This is a genomic window from Echinicola rosea (genome assembly GCF_005281475.1).
GTDB classification, from domain to species: Bacteria; Bacteroidota; Bacteroidia; order Cytophagales; family Cyclobacteriaceae; genus Echinicola; species Echinicola rosea.
This window is the reverse complement of the sequence record NZ_CP040106.1, coordinates 1,732,517-1,752,138: the sequence shown is the minus strand read 5'-3', so window position 1 is coordinate 1,752,138 and position 19,622 is coordinate 1,732,517. Positions and strand designations below refer to the sequence as shown.

Below are 19,622 nucleotides of genomic sequence, written 5' to 3'. Positions count from 1 at the left end.
TGCTATTCCAACTCCGTGGCATATACCTGAACAAGTGATAACGGCACTTTGGCGGACCTTTTCCGTGAGAAAATAAGGTTTCACTTTACCTACAAAACCGCCTTGCCCCTACCTATCAAAAACCAAAGAACACTCCCTACCAGGGGAAGCAATACTACGATCAGTACCCAAATCACCTTATCCGTATCGGTGTGAAATTTGCTCCGTACCACATCTATTATGGTCAAAATGTAAACGATGGTGCCGATGATTCCTAACTTCCCCATATTGTCTTTAGATTTTCGATGGATAAAAAATACTATCCGATCAGTTTATTTTACCTTCGGAATTAATTTACTTAATTTTCCTAAGAAATATTGTGCAGCTTTGGATAATGATAAATAAAATCTGTAAAACGAAATAAGATGTTGAAAAGAATATTATCCCTTATTCTCTTTCTGGCGGCATTTCAGGGCTTTTCCCAAGAGAAAGTCCCGCTAGAATACTTCCTTAAACCCGGCTATTCATACAATGAAGACATTCCTACTCCCGCCTCAGTACTAGGCTACAATATCGGGGAGTGGCATGTGAGCTATGACCAAGTGCATATGTACATGAAAGCACTGGCCGAAGCTTCCGATCGCGTAAAACTAGAAATCACTGGCCGCACCTACGAACAACGGCCGCTCATGATGCTCACCATCAGCCACCCGGATAACCTTAGCAAACTCAACGCATTAAAATTCCAACGCTCCCAGCTCCGGAATCCAGCTGAATCCAGGGATGTGGATACTGAAAACATGCCCGCCGTGGTCTATATGGGCTATTCTGTCCATGGAAATGAGGCCAGTGGCGTAAATGCCTCCCTTTTAGCTGCCTATCATTTTGCCGCGGCCAATGAAGTCGAGGAGGACCTCAAAAATATCGTCATCATCATGGAACCCGGCATTAATCCTGATGGCATCAACCGCTTTGCCAGCTGGGTAAACAGCAACCGTAGCATCCATATGAACGGCGACCCTTACAATCGCGAACTGAACGAAGCTTGGCCTCGTGGCCGTACCAATCACTATTGGTTTGACCTAAACCGTGACTGGCTGCCAGTGCAGCATCCCGAGTCCAGAAGCAGGATCACCAAAATCCAGGAATGGAAACCAAACATGGTATTGGACTTTCATGAAATGGGCACAAATAGCACCTTTTTCTTCCAACCAGGTATTCCCAGCAGAAACCACCCGCTAACGCCAACGAAAAACTTTGAGCTGACAGAAAAAATCGCGCAGTACCATGCCAAATACTTGGACGAAATCGGCTCGCTGTATTTCACCCAAGAAAATTATGATGATTTTTATTATGGAAAAGGCTCCACCTACCCGGATGTCCAAGGGCAAATCGGAATTCTGTTTGAACAGGCGTCTTCCCGTGGGCACCTCCAAGAAAGTGTCAATGGCCCGTTGAGCTTTGCCTTCACCATTCGGAACCAGTTTACCGCTTCACTTTCTTCATTTGAAGCGGCCGTGGCGATGCGTACAGAGCTAAACAATTACATGAGGGATTTTTACATTGACGCCAAGTCTGATGCAGACGCTGACACGAACAAGGCCTACATTTTTGGCGTGGCAAAAGACAATGGAAGGACCTTCCATTTGGCCGACATGATTCTCCAGCACCAAATCAAACTTTACAGCTTAAAAGAAGACATCACCGTAAACGGTGTTGATTTTAAAGCAAATAAATCGTACATCGTGCCGCTGAACCAACCTCAATACCGCTTGGTGAAGGGGATGTTTGAAACCCGAACTGAATTTCAGGACAGCCTATTTTACGATGTTTCTGCCTGGACATTGCCTATGGCTTTTGACATGCAATTTATGGCGGTGAACAGCCGTATCCTAAACCTCGCCAATGTAGAGGAAGTCAAAAAAGGCCTTACGCTGCCCGAAGGCAATGTAGCGGGAGCAGCAGGCGCTTATAGCTATGCTTTTGAATGGGGAGAATATTATGCCCCGAAGGCTGCTTACCATTTAATGGACAAAGGCTATAACCTCCGTGTAACCCACGAACCGTTTGAAGTGAGTGGCGAACTGCAATTTGGCAGAGGGACTATCTTGATAGACAAAGGCCGCTCCGGAGCCTCGGACCAAGCCTTTTTTGAAGATCTTCAGGCAATGGCCAAAGCTACCGGCATCACCATCCACGCTGTCAATACTGGCTACACTGGTGGTATCAACATGGGATCTCCGAGTATAGATGTATTGGAAAAACCGGAAATCGCATTGCTAGTTGACGGAGGGGTATCCAGCTACGAAGCTGGCGAAATCTGGCACCTGCTGGATCAACGACTGGAAATCCCCATCACCCTGCTGCCGCTGGACATGGTTTCCCGCGCTGACCTTAACCGATACAATGTGATCGTAATGCCCAATGGCAGTTACCATTCCCTAAACAACACCGCTACGGAGTCCTTGCAGCGATGGGTAAGCGATGGTGGTACGATTATCGCAAGAGGACGCGCCCTAAATTGGCTAAATGACCACAAACTGGGTGAATTTTCCTTCAAAGACAAAACAGAGGAAGACAGTACCATCCAGAAAAGCTACGCTAACCTATCCAATGACTATGGCTCGAAAGTCACCGGTGGGGCTATTTTCAATGTCAAACTAGACCTTACGCACCCGCTGGGGTACGGATATGAAAATGAAGAGCTCTATACATTTAGAAACAGCAATCAGTTTTTACTTCCTTCCGAAAACCCATATGCCAATCCTCTCATTTATACCGATGATCCATTGGCAAGCGGCTATGTTTACCCGTTTAACCTAGAACAAATGAAAAACACCGCCATGATCAGCATTTCCGCTAAAGGCAGAGGGAAAATCATTGGCTTTGTTGACAACCCGAATTTCAGGGCCTTTTGGTTTGGGACGAACAAACTGTTTTACAACAGTATTTTCTTTGGTCAAACTATCAGCAGTAGCTCTGCACGGTAAAGCCAATCCAAGTGCCCAAAAGCCAGTCGACCTTTGAAATAGCTCGGCTGGCTTTTTTTTTGGCCTGCGGAAGACCAAACGCTATCAATATTCTTCGACACCCGCTTTCCATTTTGGTGATAAAAGCGTAAATTGCAGGATTATTGCGCAATCCTCATCATGATTCAAAAGTTATTTCCATTAGATAAGAATTATATCCTCAGACAAGCTCAATCTGTACTGGAAGAAGAGCTGCTGGAAACCATGGTGATCGAGCTGAAAAAATCATACACCCTACTTTACAATCCCCTTGGGCTGGTAGATAATACCTTCCAGCAAATTATAGAAACCCATACTTACCCAACTGACCGTATCAAGGTCATTTATGAACAGCTAAGTGGAATTTATCGCTTTAAATATGGTTCAAACCAACTTGAATTTTTGTTTGACGGGCGAAGTCACTTTGAAAAGTACAAGGAAGACTGGAGCGCACAGTTTACCAACTGGCTTAGGGAGTTGGGCACGCATGAATCTTATGTAAAAACCATGCTTCGAATGACCGTGCTTTTCGACACTGAAAGCAGGGCTGAATTTTCTGAAAATCGCTGCAAAAGTTTTGTAAATGAGTTTTTTAAACTAAAAATCGTGAAAAGGAAAGGAGAACTGAAGCTTAAAATCGCTTAATTCCGCCTTCCCTTATAATTCATCAATGTATTATTTCGAAACCTTCTAGCCTAAGGTCATACCCTTCATTCAACAGCAAAATCTCCTTGACTTCAGCCCTTGGAGGTCCCTTTTCTAGCCACTTTTCCATCAGCTTTACTTGGCCCTCACTGCCTTGTATAACGGTAAGCACTGATCCGTCGGATTCATTCTTGACCCAGCCTTTTATCCCTATTTCCTGTGCTTTCTCTTGAGTACTTTTTCTAAAAAACACCCCTTGAACCTTACCTATTATCTTATACTTTTTGTTCATTTTTGGTAAAAATTAATACAGTTACAAATTAAACAAAGATCAAATTCTTTAAAACCCCTTTTACATTCTCGGACAATTATTTGTAAATTAAACGTGACAACCATCACATCCAATGAGTATTCTATTACCATCTGCAACAGCTGTTTTTCTGAGAATTTTATAAAAATCAAGCGTTCTCCAAACTACTCACCACGCTATCTTGTTATCACTGCTATATGAAAGGATTTAGATTTACTAAATACACCCCTCAAAAGGCACCTAACAAAAGTACTTTCGACAATTTATTGGAAGTATTTCTTCAGTTGGTCACCATGACTGGCGGAGATGTAGGAGAAGCATTGAGCTGGTTGACAAACTTGGACAATCGCTATGGCATGACCAATCCCCAATATGGGATAGGTGACTTTATCGATGACCTCAAGGACAAAGGCTACCTTACAGAAGAAAATCAAAAAGGTGAAATCAAGATCACCACCAAATCAGAACAGCAAATCCGTAAAAGTGCCCTAGAAGAAATCTTCGGTAAACTTAAGAGAGGCAAAGGAGGCCAGCACCAAACGACTCATACTGGTCAAGGGGACCAAAAGGGAAGTGACCGCAGGCCGTTTGAGTTTGGGGACAACCTCGAACAGATCGCCCTGACCGACTCCCTCCGCAATGCCCAAATCAACCATGGGTTTGGCGGTGATTTTCTGCTTACTGAAGATGACCTCGAGGTCACTGAAAATGAATACCGTACCCAGACCAGCACGGTCCTGATGATCGATATTTCCCATTCCATGATCCTTTATGGCGAAGACCGTATTACTCCGGCCAAAAAGGTGGCCATGGCACTCGCCGAACTGATCAAGAGCCGCTATCCAAAAGACACCCTTGATGTCATCGTATTTGGCAATGATGCCTGGCAGATCGAAATAAAGGACCTCCCCTATCTTCAAGTAGGCCCCTATCACACCAACACTGTAGCGGGACTTCAGCTGGCCATGGATTTATTGAGGAGACGAAAAAACCCCAATAAGCAGATCTTTATGATTACTGACGGGAAGCCTACATGCCTAAAAGTGGGAATCAAATATTACAAAAATAGCTTTGGCATTGACAGCAAAATCCTGAACGAAACCCTGAAACTTGCCGCACAATGCCGAAAAATTAAAATCCCGGTAACTACCTTTATGATCGCCTCCGATCCTTATCTGAAGGAATTTGTACAGGAGTTTACCAAAGCCAATAACGGAAACGCCTATTACAGTAATTTAAAAGGTTTGGGGCACCTCATTTTTGAAGACTACCGAAGAAACAGAACAAAACGTTTTTAAGCATGACATACCAGCAATTGAAGAGCAAAGATTTATTAAAGATAAAAACACTCGGCGAACTAAAGGCCAGTGGCTATCAGCCCAAATCCATCAAGGAAGAACTTCGCCAAAACCTGATCCTAAAGATCAAAGCCAAAGAAAATGTCTTTGCGGGCATCTGGGGCTATGAAGACACCGTCATCCCGGACATCGAGCGGGCCATACTTTCGCGGCACAATATCAACTTTCTGGGACTCCGTGGACAGGCCAAAACACGTATAGCACGACAAATGACGGCACTTTTGGACGAATATGTCCCCGTCATAGATGGTGCTGAACTCAATGATGATCCCTTGCAGCCACTAACCAGTTTTGCGAGGGAGCTAATTGAAGAAAAAGGTGATGACACGCCTGTCAGCTGGTGGCACAGAAATGAGCGCTACACCGAGAAACTGGCCACTCCCGATGTCTCGGTAGCCGACCTTATCGGTGACGTGGATCCGATCAAGGCCGCTACGATGAAACTCTCCTATAACGATGAACGGGTCATCCACTATGGGCTAGTGCCACGCTCCCACCGGTCTATCTTCGTGATCAACGAGCTACCAGATCTACAAGCCAGGATCCAAGTGGCCCTGTTTAACACCCTGCAAGAAGGCGATATCCAGATTCGGGGATTCAAACTAAGATTGCCCTTGGATATCCAATTTGTCTTCACTGCCAATCCCGAAGACTATACCAATCGGGGAAGCATCGTAACGCCACTGAAAGACCGTATCGAATCCCAAATCATTACCCACTATCCCAAAAACATCGAAACAGGGAAAAAGATCACGGCGCAAGAAGCAAAACTCAATGGTAAACCCATGGATAAAATCCATATACCAGAACTGATGAAAAACCTGATCGAGCAAGTGGCTGTGGAAGCTCGTACAAGTGAGTATGTGGACGAAAAAAGTGGTGTATCCGCAAGGCTTACCATATCGGCATACGAAAACCTGCTCTCGGCCGCAGAGCGAAGAATCTACCTTAATGATGAAAACGAAACTGTCACGCGAATAGCCGATCTGATCGGTATCATCCCAGCCATTACAGGAAAGGTAGAGTTGGTCTATGAGGGAGAACAGGAAGGCGCTGGACTAGTGGCCTATAACCTCATCGGAAAAGCCATCAGAACGTTATTTGCAGAACATTTCCCTACTCCTGAGCAGAAGAAAAAAGACAAAGAAGGCAACCCCTATGTCCTGCCACTTTCTTGGTTTGGCGAAGGCAACCACATCGATATTCTCGCATCCCAAAGTGACAAGGAATACAAAAAATCCCTGCATGAAGTGCCCGGACTGGAAAAAGTCACTACCGACTTCGTGAAACAACTGCCAGAAAAAGAAAAGGAATTTTACATGGAGTTTGCCCTCCATGGTCTCGCAGAATACAGTCAGCTCAGCAAAAAACTGCTAGACACTGGCATGCAGTTCAAAGACCTCTTCAGCAGCATGTTTGACATGGAGGCTCCTGATGAAGATGATTTTGATGACGAAAACTTAAACTGATTTATCAAGGGAGCTGCTCCATAATCTATTCTCTTGGTGCTTTTCAGGCAGTATTATGGATATTTGGTTGCTTTTTGCTTTATGGCACTGGATAAGTTTATGTGGCAGCCTCCTTTATATTCAACATGAATGATTTTCCCATTTAACCCATCCAAAAATGAAAATCGGTATCCTAGGAATCGGAGGAGTCGGAGGATTTATTGGCGCCAAACTGGCCCATGCCTACCAAAGCGATCCTACTACTGAAATTATCTTTATCTGCAGAGGAGCTACCAAGCAAGAAATCTCCGCTCATGGCCTTTGCCTACGCACAAATGACCAGCACATCTTGGCCAAACCAAGTTTAGCAAGCGATGAACCCGAAAAAATAGGCTACCTTGATCTGTTGATCATTGCGACGAAAGCCTTTTCGCTTCCATCAGTGATCTCTGCATTTCAGGATTGCATTTCTCCCGACACTGTAATCATCCCCCTCCAAAACGGCATCGATGCTGCCGAAACCCTCCTTCACCAATTCCCTAAAAACCCACCCATCATTCTAGAAGGCTGTATTTATATCGCTTCCAACATTGAAAAACCCGGTGTGATCCATCATTTAGGAGGCCCCGGCAAGGTGATTTATGGGAAAGATGGTAATGGTCACTTCCCATGGGTCACCACCATTCTCCAGAAGGCCGGGATTGATACGAACTATACCTCGGACATAAAAAAAATCCTCTGGAAAAAATTCCTTTTTGTATCTCCCTTGGCAGCCATCACCACCGCTTATGGTGTGACTTTTGGTGAAGTGGCAAAAAGGGACGAACTTTTAAAGCGGTTGCGAAAACTTATGCTGGAAGTTCAGGCCGTAGCAAATACCGAAACCATCATGTTGCAGGAAAGTGATATAGAAGAAGCTCTTAATATGCTATCCAATTTCCCATACAGTGCCAAGTCCTCCCTGCAACTTGACGTGGAGGAAGAAGCCCCTCAAACAGAAAAAGCTACGTTCATTGATTTTGTGATAGCGCAAGGCAGAAAAGCCCACATCAACACGGAAGCCTATTTGCTAATGGATAAATTAATTTCCGAGAAAACCTGCTAGGCTATCTTTACAGTAATTAGTTTTTAATCTTTAGGAGGCATGGTTTCCCCCTTGGCACGTCCACTTCCAACTGGTGACCTGATGGCTTGAAGGCCAAACCAAAGACCGAAAGCACCACCTGAACTTTGATGATTTCACCGATGCTCCCATCACCTGCCAAAACCACAAATTGGAGGAAATCATAGAGGTCATAAAGAAATGAGAAATACCACTCAGGTCATATACCTCATTGGGAATGCACCCTGAAGCCAGTCTTACCGAAGAAGAAAAAGCACGGTGATGGAAGGGGCAAAATCACAAATTACAATGCGAAAAGAAAAATATCCTACGAATAGTCTTGTCATAAAAAGAAGACGCTAAATAAAAATGGGAGCGTTAATCCCCCATCTTGATAGCTTCAGCTGACAACATAATGTTGGAAGCATCATTTTTGCTTGAGGTGCTTTTACTGGCCCATTGAAGCTAAAGCAACTACTTTTTTTTCAATAGATCCATATACAATGCCTCCACTTTGGCACGCGCCCATGGTGTACGGCGGAGAAACTTCAGGCTGCTCTTGATGCTGGGATTGGAAATAAAGCAATTGATCGGCACGCTGTCTGCTAGATTGTCCCAGCCATAATATTTGACCAACACGGTCACGATTTGTTCTAGCTTCACCCCGTGCATGGGGTTATTGGGTTGTTTTTCCATAGAATCGAAATAATTTCTGATTTATAAAGATACTTGAATTACCTTTGAGGCATGACACTTTCCAACCTAAATCCACAAAACATACTCCAAAACCTGGGTATTTCATCACTCAACGAGATGCAGCAGGCCACCCTACAAGCTTCAAAGGAGCACGCTAACCTTATGCTCATCGCCCCTACAGGCAGTGGAAAAACCTTGGCTTACCTGCTCAGCTTGCTGGAAAAACTCGAAGAAAAGGACGGGATTCAAGCCATGATCCTAGCTCCCACCAGGGAGCTCGTCATCCAGATAGAAAGTGTCCTAAAGCAAATGAAGCTCCCCATCAAAACAAACGCCTGCTATGGCGGGCATTTGTTCAGCATCGAGCGGAAAAACTTTTCGGTGCCACCAAGCATTTTAGTGGGCACTCCCGGGAGGATCAAGGATCACTTGGAAAGGGGAACGTTTTCTCCCGACACTATCCGTCATCTTATTTTTGATGAGTTTGACAAATCCCTCGAAATGGGATTTACCGGACAAATGAAATACATCACTGGGCAGTTGTATCAAGTTACCCACAAGGTATTGGTGTCCGCTACCAGCTCTATTGAACTCCCATATTATTTGGATTTTGACGACCACTTTACCCTTAAAACCCAGCAAACCACCTCCACATCCCTCAAGGTCCAAAAAATAGTCACGCCAAAAGAGGGAAAACTGGACGGACTGCTCGCCCTTATCAAAAGCCTTGGAAAAGGACAAAATGTCATCGTCTTTGCCAATCACCGGGACGCTTGTGACCGTATCGGAGAATTTTTGGACCAGCACGAAGTGATCTTTTCCCTCTTTCGTGGTGGACTCGAACAAGACGAGCGTGAATCCCAACTGACCAAATTCAGGAACGGAAGTGCCCAAGTACTGATCGCCACCGATATCGCCGCTCGGGGGATAGATATTCCGGATCTGGACTATGTGGTACATTATCAGCTGCCTCCCCAAGAGACAACCTTCCTCCACAGAAATGGGAGAACAGCCAGGATGAAAGCGACAGGCACTTGTATTTTATTGATGACCGAAAAAGACCACCTCCCAAACTATCTTCAAGAAGACCCGGAAGAATTTATCCCCACTCCGGAAAATCAAGCGCCAAAACCGCAGTTTGCCACCTTGCACATCAACAAAGGCAAGAAGGACAAAGTCAATAAAATCGACCTGGTGGGATTCTTCCTCCAATTTGATTTTATGGATAAAGAAGACTTAGGCCTTATAGAAGTAAAAGACTTCTTCTCATATGTAGCCATAAAAAGGGAAAAGTATCCACAGGCCATTTCTGCTTCACAAAACCAACGCATCAAAAGAAAAGCAATCAAAGTAAGCCTTGCAAACTAATATAGCCGTCTCGCGCTGAGCGAGACGGCCGATGACTATTCTGCTTCTGATATAAGCGCCGCCTTCTTCAACACCACTGGTTCTTGGAGTTTATTGACCAAAAATTCCATAAATGTCTTGAGTTCTTGGTATTCTGAGGCATGGACGATTTCACTGTTGATATCAAACTTCATATTGATAAGGAGCAGCTTGTTGGCCTTATCCTCTTGTGGTAAGTACATGAATTTTGCCAAACCGCCAGGCATGGATATGGTCAATTTTTCTGGATAATCATCCAGTACGTAACCCTCCGGCACATGGATAGTAGCAATATAATTATCTGATATGAGGTAATTAAAATCCACTGGAAAATTCCGCTCATCCACCTTAAAGGGATTTTCTCTGTGCCGGGCAATCACAATGGGATTGACCAGCAGCATCTCTGTGGAATAATCAAAGGTCTTGTACAGATCAAATTTGCTCTCCACCCTCAATGTTTCATTCATGCTCTTTTCCAAGCTGAAATCATCCACTTGACTATTCTCCTCTAGCTCAAACCACGCTTCGACATCCTCTACAGCGAGGCCCTCATTTTCTTCCAGAAAATCCACCGCATCATAATCCAAATAGCGCACCGCATGGTCATAGTGTAACGTATCTCCCTTAAAGGAGACATCTACCATCTGCTGCAGTCCCGATTTATGGTTCAGGGACACATTGATCAAGCCACTGTCTTTTTCCATCACCAAAAAGCCACCCTTCACGTGGCTGTTCATCGGCAAATAACCGAAGGGCATGTGCTCCTCGGAAGTATCAGCGTAAACAGGCTCACCATCAATGATTACCTGAACGATCAGTCTGTTAAACTGGGTCACAAAAGGAAACTGCACCAAATACGAACGTCCATTGCCCTTGGTACTGATCAGCAAAGGATCCGCCTGGATTCCATGAGCCCGTAACATGGCCATAAAAAGCAAGTTCAAATCCGTCTGACCACCCACTTTGCCATCCATAAGCCGCTTCGCAGACTGGCTAGGCACGAATCCCCTCTCATCATTCAGCCCATAATGCTCTTTTATATATTCGTAAATATGGGTAGCCTTGGCCAGATCACTATCCCCTTCCACCTCGATCTCTTGAAGGTCTTTGGCTACATTATTTCTAAAATAGGACTTGAAATTGTCAATACTGAAAAGCTCGTCTGCCAACTTTTGCCATGATCCCAAATAGGATTCGTAGTGTCCGTTATTGCTAAAATCCTTATAACCTGCCAGTTGAAACTCAATCTTATCCAGGTAATCTACAAAATTGTTCATGTAGGGCTCTGGTTTTATAGACCTGAGATTGGTAAGTACCCACTCATTTTCGCCATACCTACTTTCTTTGCTTTGATTGGCCAAAACAAAGTTTTCCCCCTGTCCCAAAAACCTGTAGTCAAGGTGTTCAGGAATGTCGATTCTATAACGGGAAAAGGCGGTGGGAATATTATTTTGGAAACTCCAACCGTCAATAAAGGTGATGGATTTTGAGTACACTTTGTACTCATATTCTAAAATAGAGCCCTCCTTTACTTCTGGAAAAGTAAAACGGATTTCTTTGTAGTTGTTACCGGCATCGGAATCATAAAAATCACTTTTTGACAGCTTGGTGGTTTCCTCTTTACCGTTTACATAATTCATTACCTGAGCCTTCAGGCCACTGATATTTTCCATGTCACCATCTTCGCCGACATAGTAGCGAATGGTAATATCTGCCTGGTCCTTGGCTTTTTCGCTATCAAACACCTTGATCCTTCTTTTGATCTCCGTGACCAAATGGGATCGCGAAAAATAGCTAACACCTTGCTCTCCCAGCACTATGGCCGGAGCTTCAGGTTCAAAACTACAGGAAATCATATCAAGCTCTTCTTGACTGTATTTTCCCAACTTGATCTCTTGGCTAAAACCCGTAGAGGTAAATAGGATTGCGATGGCCAATGCCAAAATGGCCCATCCATGACGCTTGGTAGAGTAGTTCATTTTCTTAAAAATATTGGTTGATTATCTAGTTTTTCTATTTGTTTGAGGGTCTTCTCCAATACATCCTGTTCGATGGATATTGGAAAATGAAAATCCACTTTTCGAGCTATCGTTAGGATGTTGTCCACAAACCGAACCTCTTTGGTATAATCGAAAAAGTCTTCCGACAACTTCACATCTTTCTTGTCACTTTCGAGCGTTACGGTCTCCTCACTCACGACCTCCAACTGCTCTTCCCACTTCATAAACCGGTTGCTAAGCAGGTCACTGGTTACCATCTGAAACTGCGGGGTAATGATCATTCGTTTACTAGTGGATTGGTAAAACTGCTGCAAGAATGTCTCATGGTTCAACACCACCATGGGAATACCTTTGCTTTCGTTCACACTAAGGTCAAAATCCGCTATATGTGCTCCACTGAATCCAAGGTCATGATAGAGGTATTTTTGGATGTCCTTTTCATTAAGATGGTTTTGGGCATACAGGTAATTCTGGGCTGCAAAGCCAGTCAACTCTTTGACTTGGTGAATACGGGCCATTCCATTGCCGAGAAGGCTCACCTTGGATATGTTCTTAATTTGGTTGTATTGATCAGTATCATAGCGTGGCGTTTTTATCAAAACTCCCCCCGTGTCAGTGACCGCCAGTACATGCCGATCCATCGTAAAATCTCCCAAAAATCCCGCAGGCAGGGTACTGGAAGTACATTCAAGCCATACGGTATCACTTTCTGTTGGCACGTGTAGAATGACATGGTTAAACTGGCTGGAAGAAAACCCCGCATCTATGTCCTCCGCATCGCTTCCTGCACGCACCAAGGTATAGTTGGCAGGTAACCCAGCTTCTTTGAGCATTGCTTTCATCAGAAAGGTCAGGCCTTTACAATCTCCATACTTCTTCTCATACACCTCATTGGCATGGACAGGCTGAAGTCCGCCGATTCCCATTTGGATACTGACGTAGCGATAATTTTGCTGCAAGTAGCGATACAAGGCCTTTATTTTTGCCCTGTCTGTCTCCAACGTATCGATGATTCCTGCTACGGTGGCCTTGGCCTGAGGAGAAAGCTCGGCCCTTCCAGCCATGAGTTTGTTCACCCATTTTCCAAATCCATCCCAGGTACTCATATCTGCGCCATAACCTTCCATGGAGAATTTCCGTGGTGCAATTTTCACCAGTGCCGAACTATCTTCCACCGACGCCTCAGGTCTATAGCGGTTTTCAAATTCCCACTTCAGGATCACTTCACCATCGTTTTTGGAAATCGACGGGGACTGTTCCAAGTTTTCCATCTTATACCGCAGGCCCAAATTCTCAGGATAAATTAGCTCAAATGTGGCTCTTTCTACCAGCTGCTTCTCTTTCCCGTCCGGCGTCCATGTTGGGAAATACATATTTCCGTTTATCTTTTCGGTATATTCAAAAGAGACTTCTATTGGAAATTGGTTATATGAAGGCTTATAATATTTCAATCGGTCATCCTCAAATACCGACCCTTCACTGATATAGGACACGTCCTCAAAATCCTTTAGCTTTAGTTTTTTGAGCCTCTTACCCGTGCGCAGATCTGTGATTTCACCCTCAAATTCCTCAATAGACATCAAATCACTGTACTGTAGCCAAATGTTTCCATCTTTTAGCCCATCCTTGTTCAGAATGACTATCTTATTTTCCACATGGATAAAAACCTCATAATCTGCTGTAAGGCGAATGGTTTCGGCACTGTTGATCTTTGAATTAATCAACTGAATTCCTGCATTCTCTTGAGCTGCTACAATATTTTCTAAAAACAAAAATAGCAATAAGGCAATAATTATTGCCCTTTTAAAAATCGCAATCATCTTAAAATCAAGTAAGTAGTGTTTCTTTAAAAACTAAATAGTTTTCTCAAATCAACTATTTTTTTCTTAAAAACAATAGTTTTTCACTAGAAACGTTAAAAAAAACTAAGAAATCGCGATCAACAAGCTTGATAGTTCCCAGTTTCTTATCTACTGCCTTTTGTGTATATTCGCTTTTCAAATTATCAAATTACTTCATGAGCCAATTAGTCATCAACAGTTTCGAGGAGTTCGAAAAACACATCGGCCAAAGCCTAGGATCCTCTGAATACCACAAAATCACACAGGATCAAATCAATAAATTTGCCGATGCTACGCTCGATCATCAGTGGATTCACACTGATCCGGAAAAAGCCAAAGCAGAAGGAGCTTTTGGCAACACTATCGCACATGGCTACCTCACACTTTCCATTGTCCCCTTCCTATGGGAGCAAATCGTAAAGGTCAATAACCTCAAAATGCTGGTCAATTACGGCATTGAATCCCTCCGCTTTGCACAGCCCGTAGTCGTCGACAGCGAAGTCCGACTCCACGCATCCCTGACCAATATCACTAATCTTAGGGGAACTGTAAAAACAGAAATGAGCATAAAATTAGAAATCAAAGACCAGAAAAAACCTGCCTTTACGGGAAAACTGATCTTCCTTTATCACTTCAAATAAGAAAGACAGCGATTTTCCTATCCTTTTGGAAATCAAGAAATAAGCAAAACCCTTGAATACAAACCGTGTTCAAGGGTTTGTATTTTTAACTTTTCTATGTAAAAATATAACGATAGAGATTTTGCGTACTTATGCGTAGCAATATTTTTGCCATCGGTGACTAATCCCAATATATTACACATCGTCTTAGCAACTTGGGTTCGATCATAAAATCGGCATCTCTCGGTAATTTGAGCCCTTGTGCAATGGATCGCGCGTAGGAAAAGGACGCAGCAATCCCGTATAGGCAGAGACTGCCATGGCTCCTCCACAAAAATCGCATCCTACGCCTCACTAGATTCCAACCTCATGAAAAGAATAATTATACCCTTGATAATATTGATTTTTGTAACTGCTTGTGGTCATCAAGAAAACAGGGAAACGTACGCCTTGTTGGACCAATTTGTACAAGAAACCACCAAACACGATGGCTATGTATATTTGGTCAGCCAGACCCAACCCATTCAGTATTTCTTGCATGATCATGGTTCCTTGTCCCAAGCATATCAAAAAGTAGAAAACGACCAATCATCGCTGACGGGAAAAGCTTTCAAGAACTTGGTTTCGAAAAAGGCCTTTTCCGAAATATGTGAAAAGCATCATGACAACATTTACTTTAATCCACTCAAGTCCAATCAATTTGGCATTAGGCTGATTGATGCACCGATAAAAACTAAAAAGGCATCAACGGTAAACCAATACCAATTGGCATCGAATGTCACTTCCAAAGACTATGTCATTACCACTTCCAGGCCTGTCTTTATGCAGAATTATTCAATTGCCTGTATATTCTATTCCTGCCAAACTAAGGAATCGTCCACCAGCTCACTGGCAACTTACCAAAAAATAAACGGGAAATGGACAAGGACTTTTGATTTTTCACTGGAAGAATGGTAATACCAGTATCATGGTCTCCAGATCGGGTATAACAAAAAATAGCCCCCACTCGGAGACTATCTTTTTATATTAAATCAAATCAACCTCTTTGTTTAGTCCAATCGGTTTCGCTCCTCCGCACTACCGCTTCTATTGGACACTTTAAATTTTTCGCCTTTAGAAAAGTTCCACCGAAACGTCACCCTGACGGCTTGCTGGCTATTGTATTGCCTGATATCGGTATTGATATCGGCAAAATTGACCCCGCCTTTGATCCCTCTTGTCCTGAAAATATCCTGGCCATTTACAGTCACACTGAACTTATCGTCTTTAAAGGACTTGGTAACCCCTGCATCCACCCAGCCAAAGCCATTGAATTTCATCTGTCCCTCAAGAAAAGGACTGATATACATGCCCACCAGCTCTACCTTAAACCCTTTGGGAAGGGTGATGTTGTGCTGGGTTCTGGCCATGTAAGAAAACTGACTTACATCCAAAAAGTCATCCCCCAATTGAGACTGGTAGGCTTTATAATACAAGTGAAGCATATTGCTGGTGCTGTACCATTCAGCAATCTCTACCGGCACCATCATTCTCAAGCTAAAGTCCTCTGATTTATCAAAGTTTTGTACTTGAAGGGTGGTCTCTTTGGTTTCATCATTTTGGATCATCACCTGATCGATAGAATTCGTGGTCCTGGAATAGGCCAAAGTAAACTGGTAAGCCTGCTTAAAAACATGGCTCATTTCAAAATTATTGGCATACTGGGGCTGAAGATTGGGATTACCTTTTTCCGTAGTCAATGGATCCACATAAAACACGAAGGGATTCAGCAAACGATAATTAGGGCGGGTGATTCTTCTATTGACATTATAGATGATGGAATAATTATCGGACACTTTGTGCTGTAAAAACATACTTGGAAACAGGTTCAGGTATTCCTGTTTGTTGACTTGGTTAAGGGTCACTGAATTGCCGGTAATGTCTGAATATTCCATCCTGAGCCCAGCTTGAAAGTCCAGTTTTTTGCCTAGCGGAGATTTTACTGAGGCATAAGCTGCCAATACATTTTCATTATAAATAAAGTGGTTGCTATTTTGGTCCGGCTCGAAAGGACCATCTTCAGTGCTCTTGGAGATGTCCAGCATATTGTCCGATTCCACCCAGCTGCCCTTTACTCCAGTTTCAAGCTTCACCTTTTCACTTAGGGGCTTGGTAAAATCTGCTTTGGCCGTAAAAATCGTGTAGGCCATGTCATTTTCCGTTCGAATCCTATCCATGGTACCCGCCTCTGTGGCCTCATTGACCCAATAATTGTTGGTCAGCAAGCTAAGGCTTCCTCCATCCACTACGGTGTAGTCCACATCAGCCGATAACTTTGTGCCCAAGGTGTCCAAATTACCTACGTAATGGAAGTTGGTGAAAATCCGGGTATTCCCTGATTCGCTGTCATTCAGCGCCTGCAGGTGATTGATGTCCGGATTGTCCGGATTGGAAATATCCGTTTGGGAATCTCCATTTTCTTCGCCATCCCGATCAGAAGCCTGAAAACTAAACCCAACGGAATGCTTTTTGTTTATCTGATAATCCGCCCCGCCAGACAGGAAAAAATTCTCCTCTCCAAGCTGTAAAAGAGCGTCCTGATCAAACTCAGATGTACCGTTTTCTTCTTTAAACCTCCTTAAAATTTGCAGGTCAATGTCACGTACCCAAGTGTTATAGTTTAGGCTAAGATTGGTGGTCCACTTACCCCGCTTAAGGTTTAAGCTTCCTCCAGCAAAGGGAGCATGTCGGCCATTATAATAGTGCCCGGCCTGGATGCTTCCATTCATACCATTGTAATCATTCTTTTTCAACTGGATATTGAGCACTCCTGCCGCTCCTTCCGCATCGTATTTGGCAGGTGGATTATTGATCACTTCAATGCTCTTGATATTGTCCGCAGGCATGGCCCTTAGAAAATTGGCCAGGTCTTTAGCACTCATGTAGGTTTGGCGATCATCTATCAAGACAATCACCCCAGACCGTCCATTGAGGTTGATGTTTCCATCGGCATCTACATAGACGCCTGGAGACCGCCCTACTACATCAAGTGCCGTACTACCTTCTGCCATTACAGTACCTTCGACATTTACCACTGTCCTATCTGCCTCAATGATGACTTCTGGCCTACTACTCCGTACTTCCACTGCATCCAGGGAGGTCGCCTCCTCTTCCACTTGAATGGTTCCAAAATCCTTTTTCATACCTGATTCAAGGGTAAATGGAGATGTTTGGTAAGTCTTGTACCCAATGGAGGAAATGCTCAGGATAACTTCTCCCACCTTGGATGTACTGATCATAAAGTCTCCATTTTCATCTGAAACAGCACCTACGACCATACCACCTCCTCCTTTTTCCAACACGGAAACATTGGCAAAAGGTAAGGCTGCTCCATTGGTATCCATGACCCTGCCTATTAGCTCACTGCTCTGCCTTGCTACGGTATGGCCGGTCGCCAACAAAAAGAAAAACAGTACAGTACATATTTGGTAAGAAATTCTCATAGTTTTCAAAATTATCAATGCTACGCCCTATCTTTAGAAAAAGCAGTGCCAGACCAAAATAAAATATATAATTATCTGTATTTCAGTTGTTTAAAAAAATACCCACACAAAAAAGTGTACATTTTCGAACATTATGATCGTTCATTTACAAACAGTCTGTTCACTATATCACGAGCCCCCAATTTCTAGTCACGACAGGTTGGCTAATGCATATTTAGGGCACAATGCCGTTTAGCTAGAAAAATAACTGCCCAAGGAAAAAATATAGAACCCGTATTTTCCAGATACACATTAACTAAACGGCATTGATTCCGGGTTAAAAAACATCGTCCAAATCCTCCCCTAAATCCCCTAAAGGAGACTTTCATATCATCCATTCAAAGAACGGGTAGTTTTACGAAATCAAGTAAATCTTTTTTGTATTCGTTTAAAGCTGCGTTCTCAGCGTAAGTAAAAATTTAATCGGACGATATCTTATTAGTCAATCTCCGCTTAGGTCTTTGGTGCAAAAAAATCCCCGACCCGCATCAGCGAATCGAGGAATTTTCTCAGTTAATTTTATGGTTTCCGTCCACCTTATTTGGCGGCAGCATATCTTTTGCTTACTTCTTCCCAGTTCACTACATTCCAGAAAGCAGAAATATAGTCAGGTCTTCTGTTTTGGTAGTTTAGGTAATAAGCGTGTTCCCAAACATCTAGTCCAAGGATTGGAGTGCCAGGGCATTCTGCGATATCCATCAATGGATTATCTTGGTTTGGAGAAGAGCATACACACAGCTCTTTGTTCTTATCGACACACAACCAAGCCCAACCTGAACCAAATCTTGTCGCAGCGGCTTTGTTAAATTCTTCTTTGAATGCATCAAAAGAGCCAAACTTCGCGTCAATAGCAGAAGCCAAATCTCCTGAAGGCTGACCTCCACCGTTTGGAGATAGAATGGTCCAGAAAAGAGAGTGGTTAAAGTGACCACCACCGTTATTTCTTACCGCTCCGTTAGAACCGGCTACTTTCATCAATTCCTCAAGGCTTTTACCTTCCAAGTCAGTTCCTGCAATAGCATCGTTCAATTTTGTAACATATCCATTGTGGTGTTTACCATAGTGGATTTCCATTGTCTTAGCATCGATATTTGGTTCCAATGCATTGTAGTCATACGGTAGTTTTGGTAATTCAAAAGCCATTGTTTATAAAATTTTATGGTTAAACATTAAAATAATTCTCTCTACTAAAATTGTGTAATTTACAAACCAAGATGAATCGAAAAGAGTTCTCTAATGTGCATAAAAATGCTATTTTCTCAGTTTTTTGAAGAAGGAATCTAGCAAATCCTTGGCTTCTACCTCCATAATCCCTTGACTGACCTTGGTTTTAGGGTGCAAAAGCCCCTCCTGAATGTTAGAATATCCTCTTCTAGGATCACGAGCTGCAAAATGGATGCCACCTAGCTGAGCCCAAAAGCTGGCGCCGGCACACATTACACAAGGCTCCAATGTGACATAAAGTTCGCACGCTGTGAGGTATTTTGCCCCAAGTGAATCGGATGCTGCCGTAATGGCCAAGATCTCAGCATGAGCCGTCACATCATTAAGTTTCTCTGTCTGATTATATGCCCTTGCGATCACCCTATTTCTACAGACCATCACTGCCCCGACCGGAATTTCACCTTCCTCAAAAGCCATTTTGGCCTGTTTCAAGGCTTCGTTCATAAAATATTCCGGCGTGTACAAATCCATAATTTGCTGATTT

Annotated in this window: 16 protein-coding genes; 8 read left to right on the top strand and 8 right to left on the bottom strand. The window is 43.4% G+C overall.

All coding sequences use genetic code 11. The features are described from left to right. Positions 1–89: 89 nt before the first annotated feature. On the bottom strand, positions 90–266 hold the full coding sequence (locus FDP09_RS07305) for a PLDc N-terminal domain-containing protein (RefSeq protein ID WP_137402040.1): 177 nt from the start codon (positions 264–266) through the stop codon (positions 90–92). Positions 267–404: 138 nt separating this feature from the next. On the opposite strand from FDP09_RS07305, the gene FDP09_RS07300 reads away from it, so the two are divergent. Both FDP09_RS07300 and FDP09_RS07295 read left to right on the top strand, forming a co-directional pair. Then, positions 405–2,969 carry a M14 family metallopeptidase gene (locus FDP09_RS07300; protein WP_137402039.1) on the top strand — a complete coding sequence of 855 codons (2,565 nt, stop codon included), beginning with the start codon at positions 405–407 and terminating at the stop codon, positions 2,967–2,969. Positions 2,970–3,128: 159 nt separating this feature from the next. Continuing rightward, a complete protein-coding gene (locus tag FDP09_RS07295) occupies positions 3,129–3,632 on the top strand; it encodes a hypothetical protein (RefSeq protein WP_137402038.1) in 504 nt (167 codons plus the stop codon). A 22-nt stretch (positions 3,633–3,654) separates the two neighbouring features. On the opposite strand, the gene FDP09_RS07290 is transcribed toward FDP09_RS07295, so the two are convergent. Beyond that, complete coding sequence (locus tag FDP09_RS07290) at positions 3,655–3,924, bottom strand: acylphosphatase (RefSeq protein ID WP_137402037.1); 270 nt, start codon at positions 3,922–3,924, stop codon at positions 3,655–3,657. A 215-nt stretch (positions 3,925–4,139) separates the two neighbouring features. On the opposite strand from FDP09_RS07290, the gene FDP09_RS07285 reads away from it, so the two are divergent. From FDP09_RS07285 to FDP09_RS07275, 3 genes are all read left to right on the top strand, one after another. Beyond that, the gene (locus FDP09_RS07285) at positions 4,140–5,240 is read left to right on the top strand and encodes a vWA domain-containing protein (RefSeq protein WP_137402036.1); all 1,101 of its coding nucleotides are present in this window, start codon (positions 4,140–4,142) and stop codon (positions 5,238–5,240) included. A 2-nt stretch (positions 5,241–5,242) separates the two neighbouring features. Beyond that, positions 5,243–6,769, top strand: coding sequence for a P-loop NTPase family protein (locus FDP09_RS07280; RefSeq protein ID WP_137402035.1), 1,527 nt, complete (start codon positions 5,243–5,245; stop codon positions 6,767–6,769). 157 nt (positions 6,770–6,926) lie between these two features. Next, a complete protein-coding gene (locus FDP09_RS07275) occupies positions 6,927–7,853 on the top strand; it encodes a ketopantoate reductase family protein (protein ID WP_137402034.1) in 927 nt (308 codons plus the stop codon). A gap of 471 nt (positions 7,854–8,324) precedes the next feature. On the opposite strand, the gene FDP09_RS07270 is transcribed toward FDP09_RS07275, so the two are convergent. Continuing rightward, the gene (locus FDP09_RS07270) at positions 8,325–8,546 is read right to left on the bottom strand and encodes a VF530 family protein (protein ID WP_137402033.1); all 222 of its coding nucleotides are present in this window, start codon (positions 8,544–8,546) and stop codon (positions 8,325–8,327) included. 51 nt (positions 8,547–8,597) lie between these two features. Here FDP09_RS07270 and FDP09_RS07265 point away from each other — a divergent pair, with 51 nt between their 5' ends. Next, entirely contained in the window at positions 8,598–9,914 is a 1,317-nt protein-coding gene (locus FDP09_RS07265) for a DEAD/DEAH box helicase (protein ID WP_137402032.1), read from the top strand. A 35-nt stretch (positions 9,915–9,949) separates the two neighbouring features. Here the strand turns inward: FDP09_RS07265 and FDP09_RS07260 are convergent, their stop codons facing one another. Beyond that, the gene (locus tag FDP09_RS07260) at positions 9,950–11,911 is read right to left on the bottom strand and encodes a DUF3857 domain-containing protein (RefSeq protein ID WP_137402031.1); all 1,962 of its coding nucleotides are present in this window, start codon (positions 11,909–11,911) and stop codon (positions 9,950–9,952) included. Beyond that, a complete protein-coding gene (locus FDP09_RS07255) occupies positions 11,908–13,752 on the bottom strand; it encodes a transglutaminase-like domain-containing protein (protein WP_137402030.1) in 1,845 nt (614 codons plus the stop codon). The genes FDP09_RS07260 and FDP09_RS07255 overlap by 4 nt, the downstream gene beginning before the upstream one ends. A 197-nt stretch (positions 13,753–13,949) precedes the next feature. Here FDP09_RS07255 and FDP09_RS07250 point away from each other — a divergent pair, with 197 nt between their 5' ends. Together FDP09_RS07250 and FDP09_RS07245 are read left to right on the top strand one after the other, a co-directional pair. Continuing rightward, a complete protein-coding gene (locus FDP09_RS07250) occupies positions 13,950–14,414 on the top strand; it encodes a MaoC family dehydratase (RefSeq protein ID WP_137402029.1) in 465 nt (154 codons plus the stop codon). A 348-nt stretch (positions 14,415–14,762) separates the two neighbouring features. Then, positions 14,763–15,350 carry a hypothetical protein gene (locus FDP09_RS07245; RefSeq protein WP_137402028.1) on the top strand — a complete coding sequence of 196 codons (588 nt, stop codon included), beginning with the start codon at positions 14,763–14,765 and terminating at the stop codon, positions 15,348–15,350. A gap of 92 nt (positions 15,351–15,442) precedes the next feature. Here the strand turns inward: FDP09_RS07245 and FDP09_RS07240 are convergent, their stop codons facing one another. From FDP09_RS07240 to FDP09_RS07230, 3 genes are all read right to left on the bottom strand, one after another. After that, positions 15,443–17,875 (bottom strand): outer membrane beta-barrel protein, encoded by a 2,433-nt coding sequence (locus tag FDP09_RS07240; RefSeq protein ID WP_137402027.1) that lies wholly within the window; start codon positions 17,873–17,875, stop codon positions 15,443–15,445. 576 nt (positions 17,876–18,451) lie between these two features. Beyond that, entirely contained in the window at positions 18,452–19,057 is a 606-nt protein-coding gene (locus tag FDP09_RS07235; RefSeq protein WP_137402026.1) for a superoxide dismutase, read from the bottom strand. A 108-nt stretch (positions 19,058–19,165) separates the two neighbouring features. Next, a complete protein-coding gene (locus tag FDP09_RS07230) occupies positions 19,166–19,609 on the bottom strand; it encodes a nucleoside deaminase (protein WP_137402025.1) in 444 nt (147 codons plus the stop codon). Positions 19,610–19,622 lie beyond the last annotated feature (13 nt).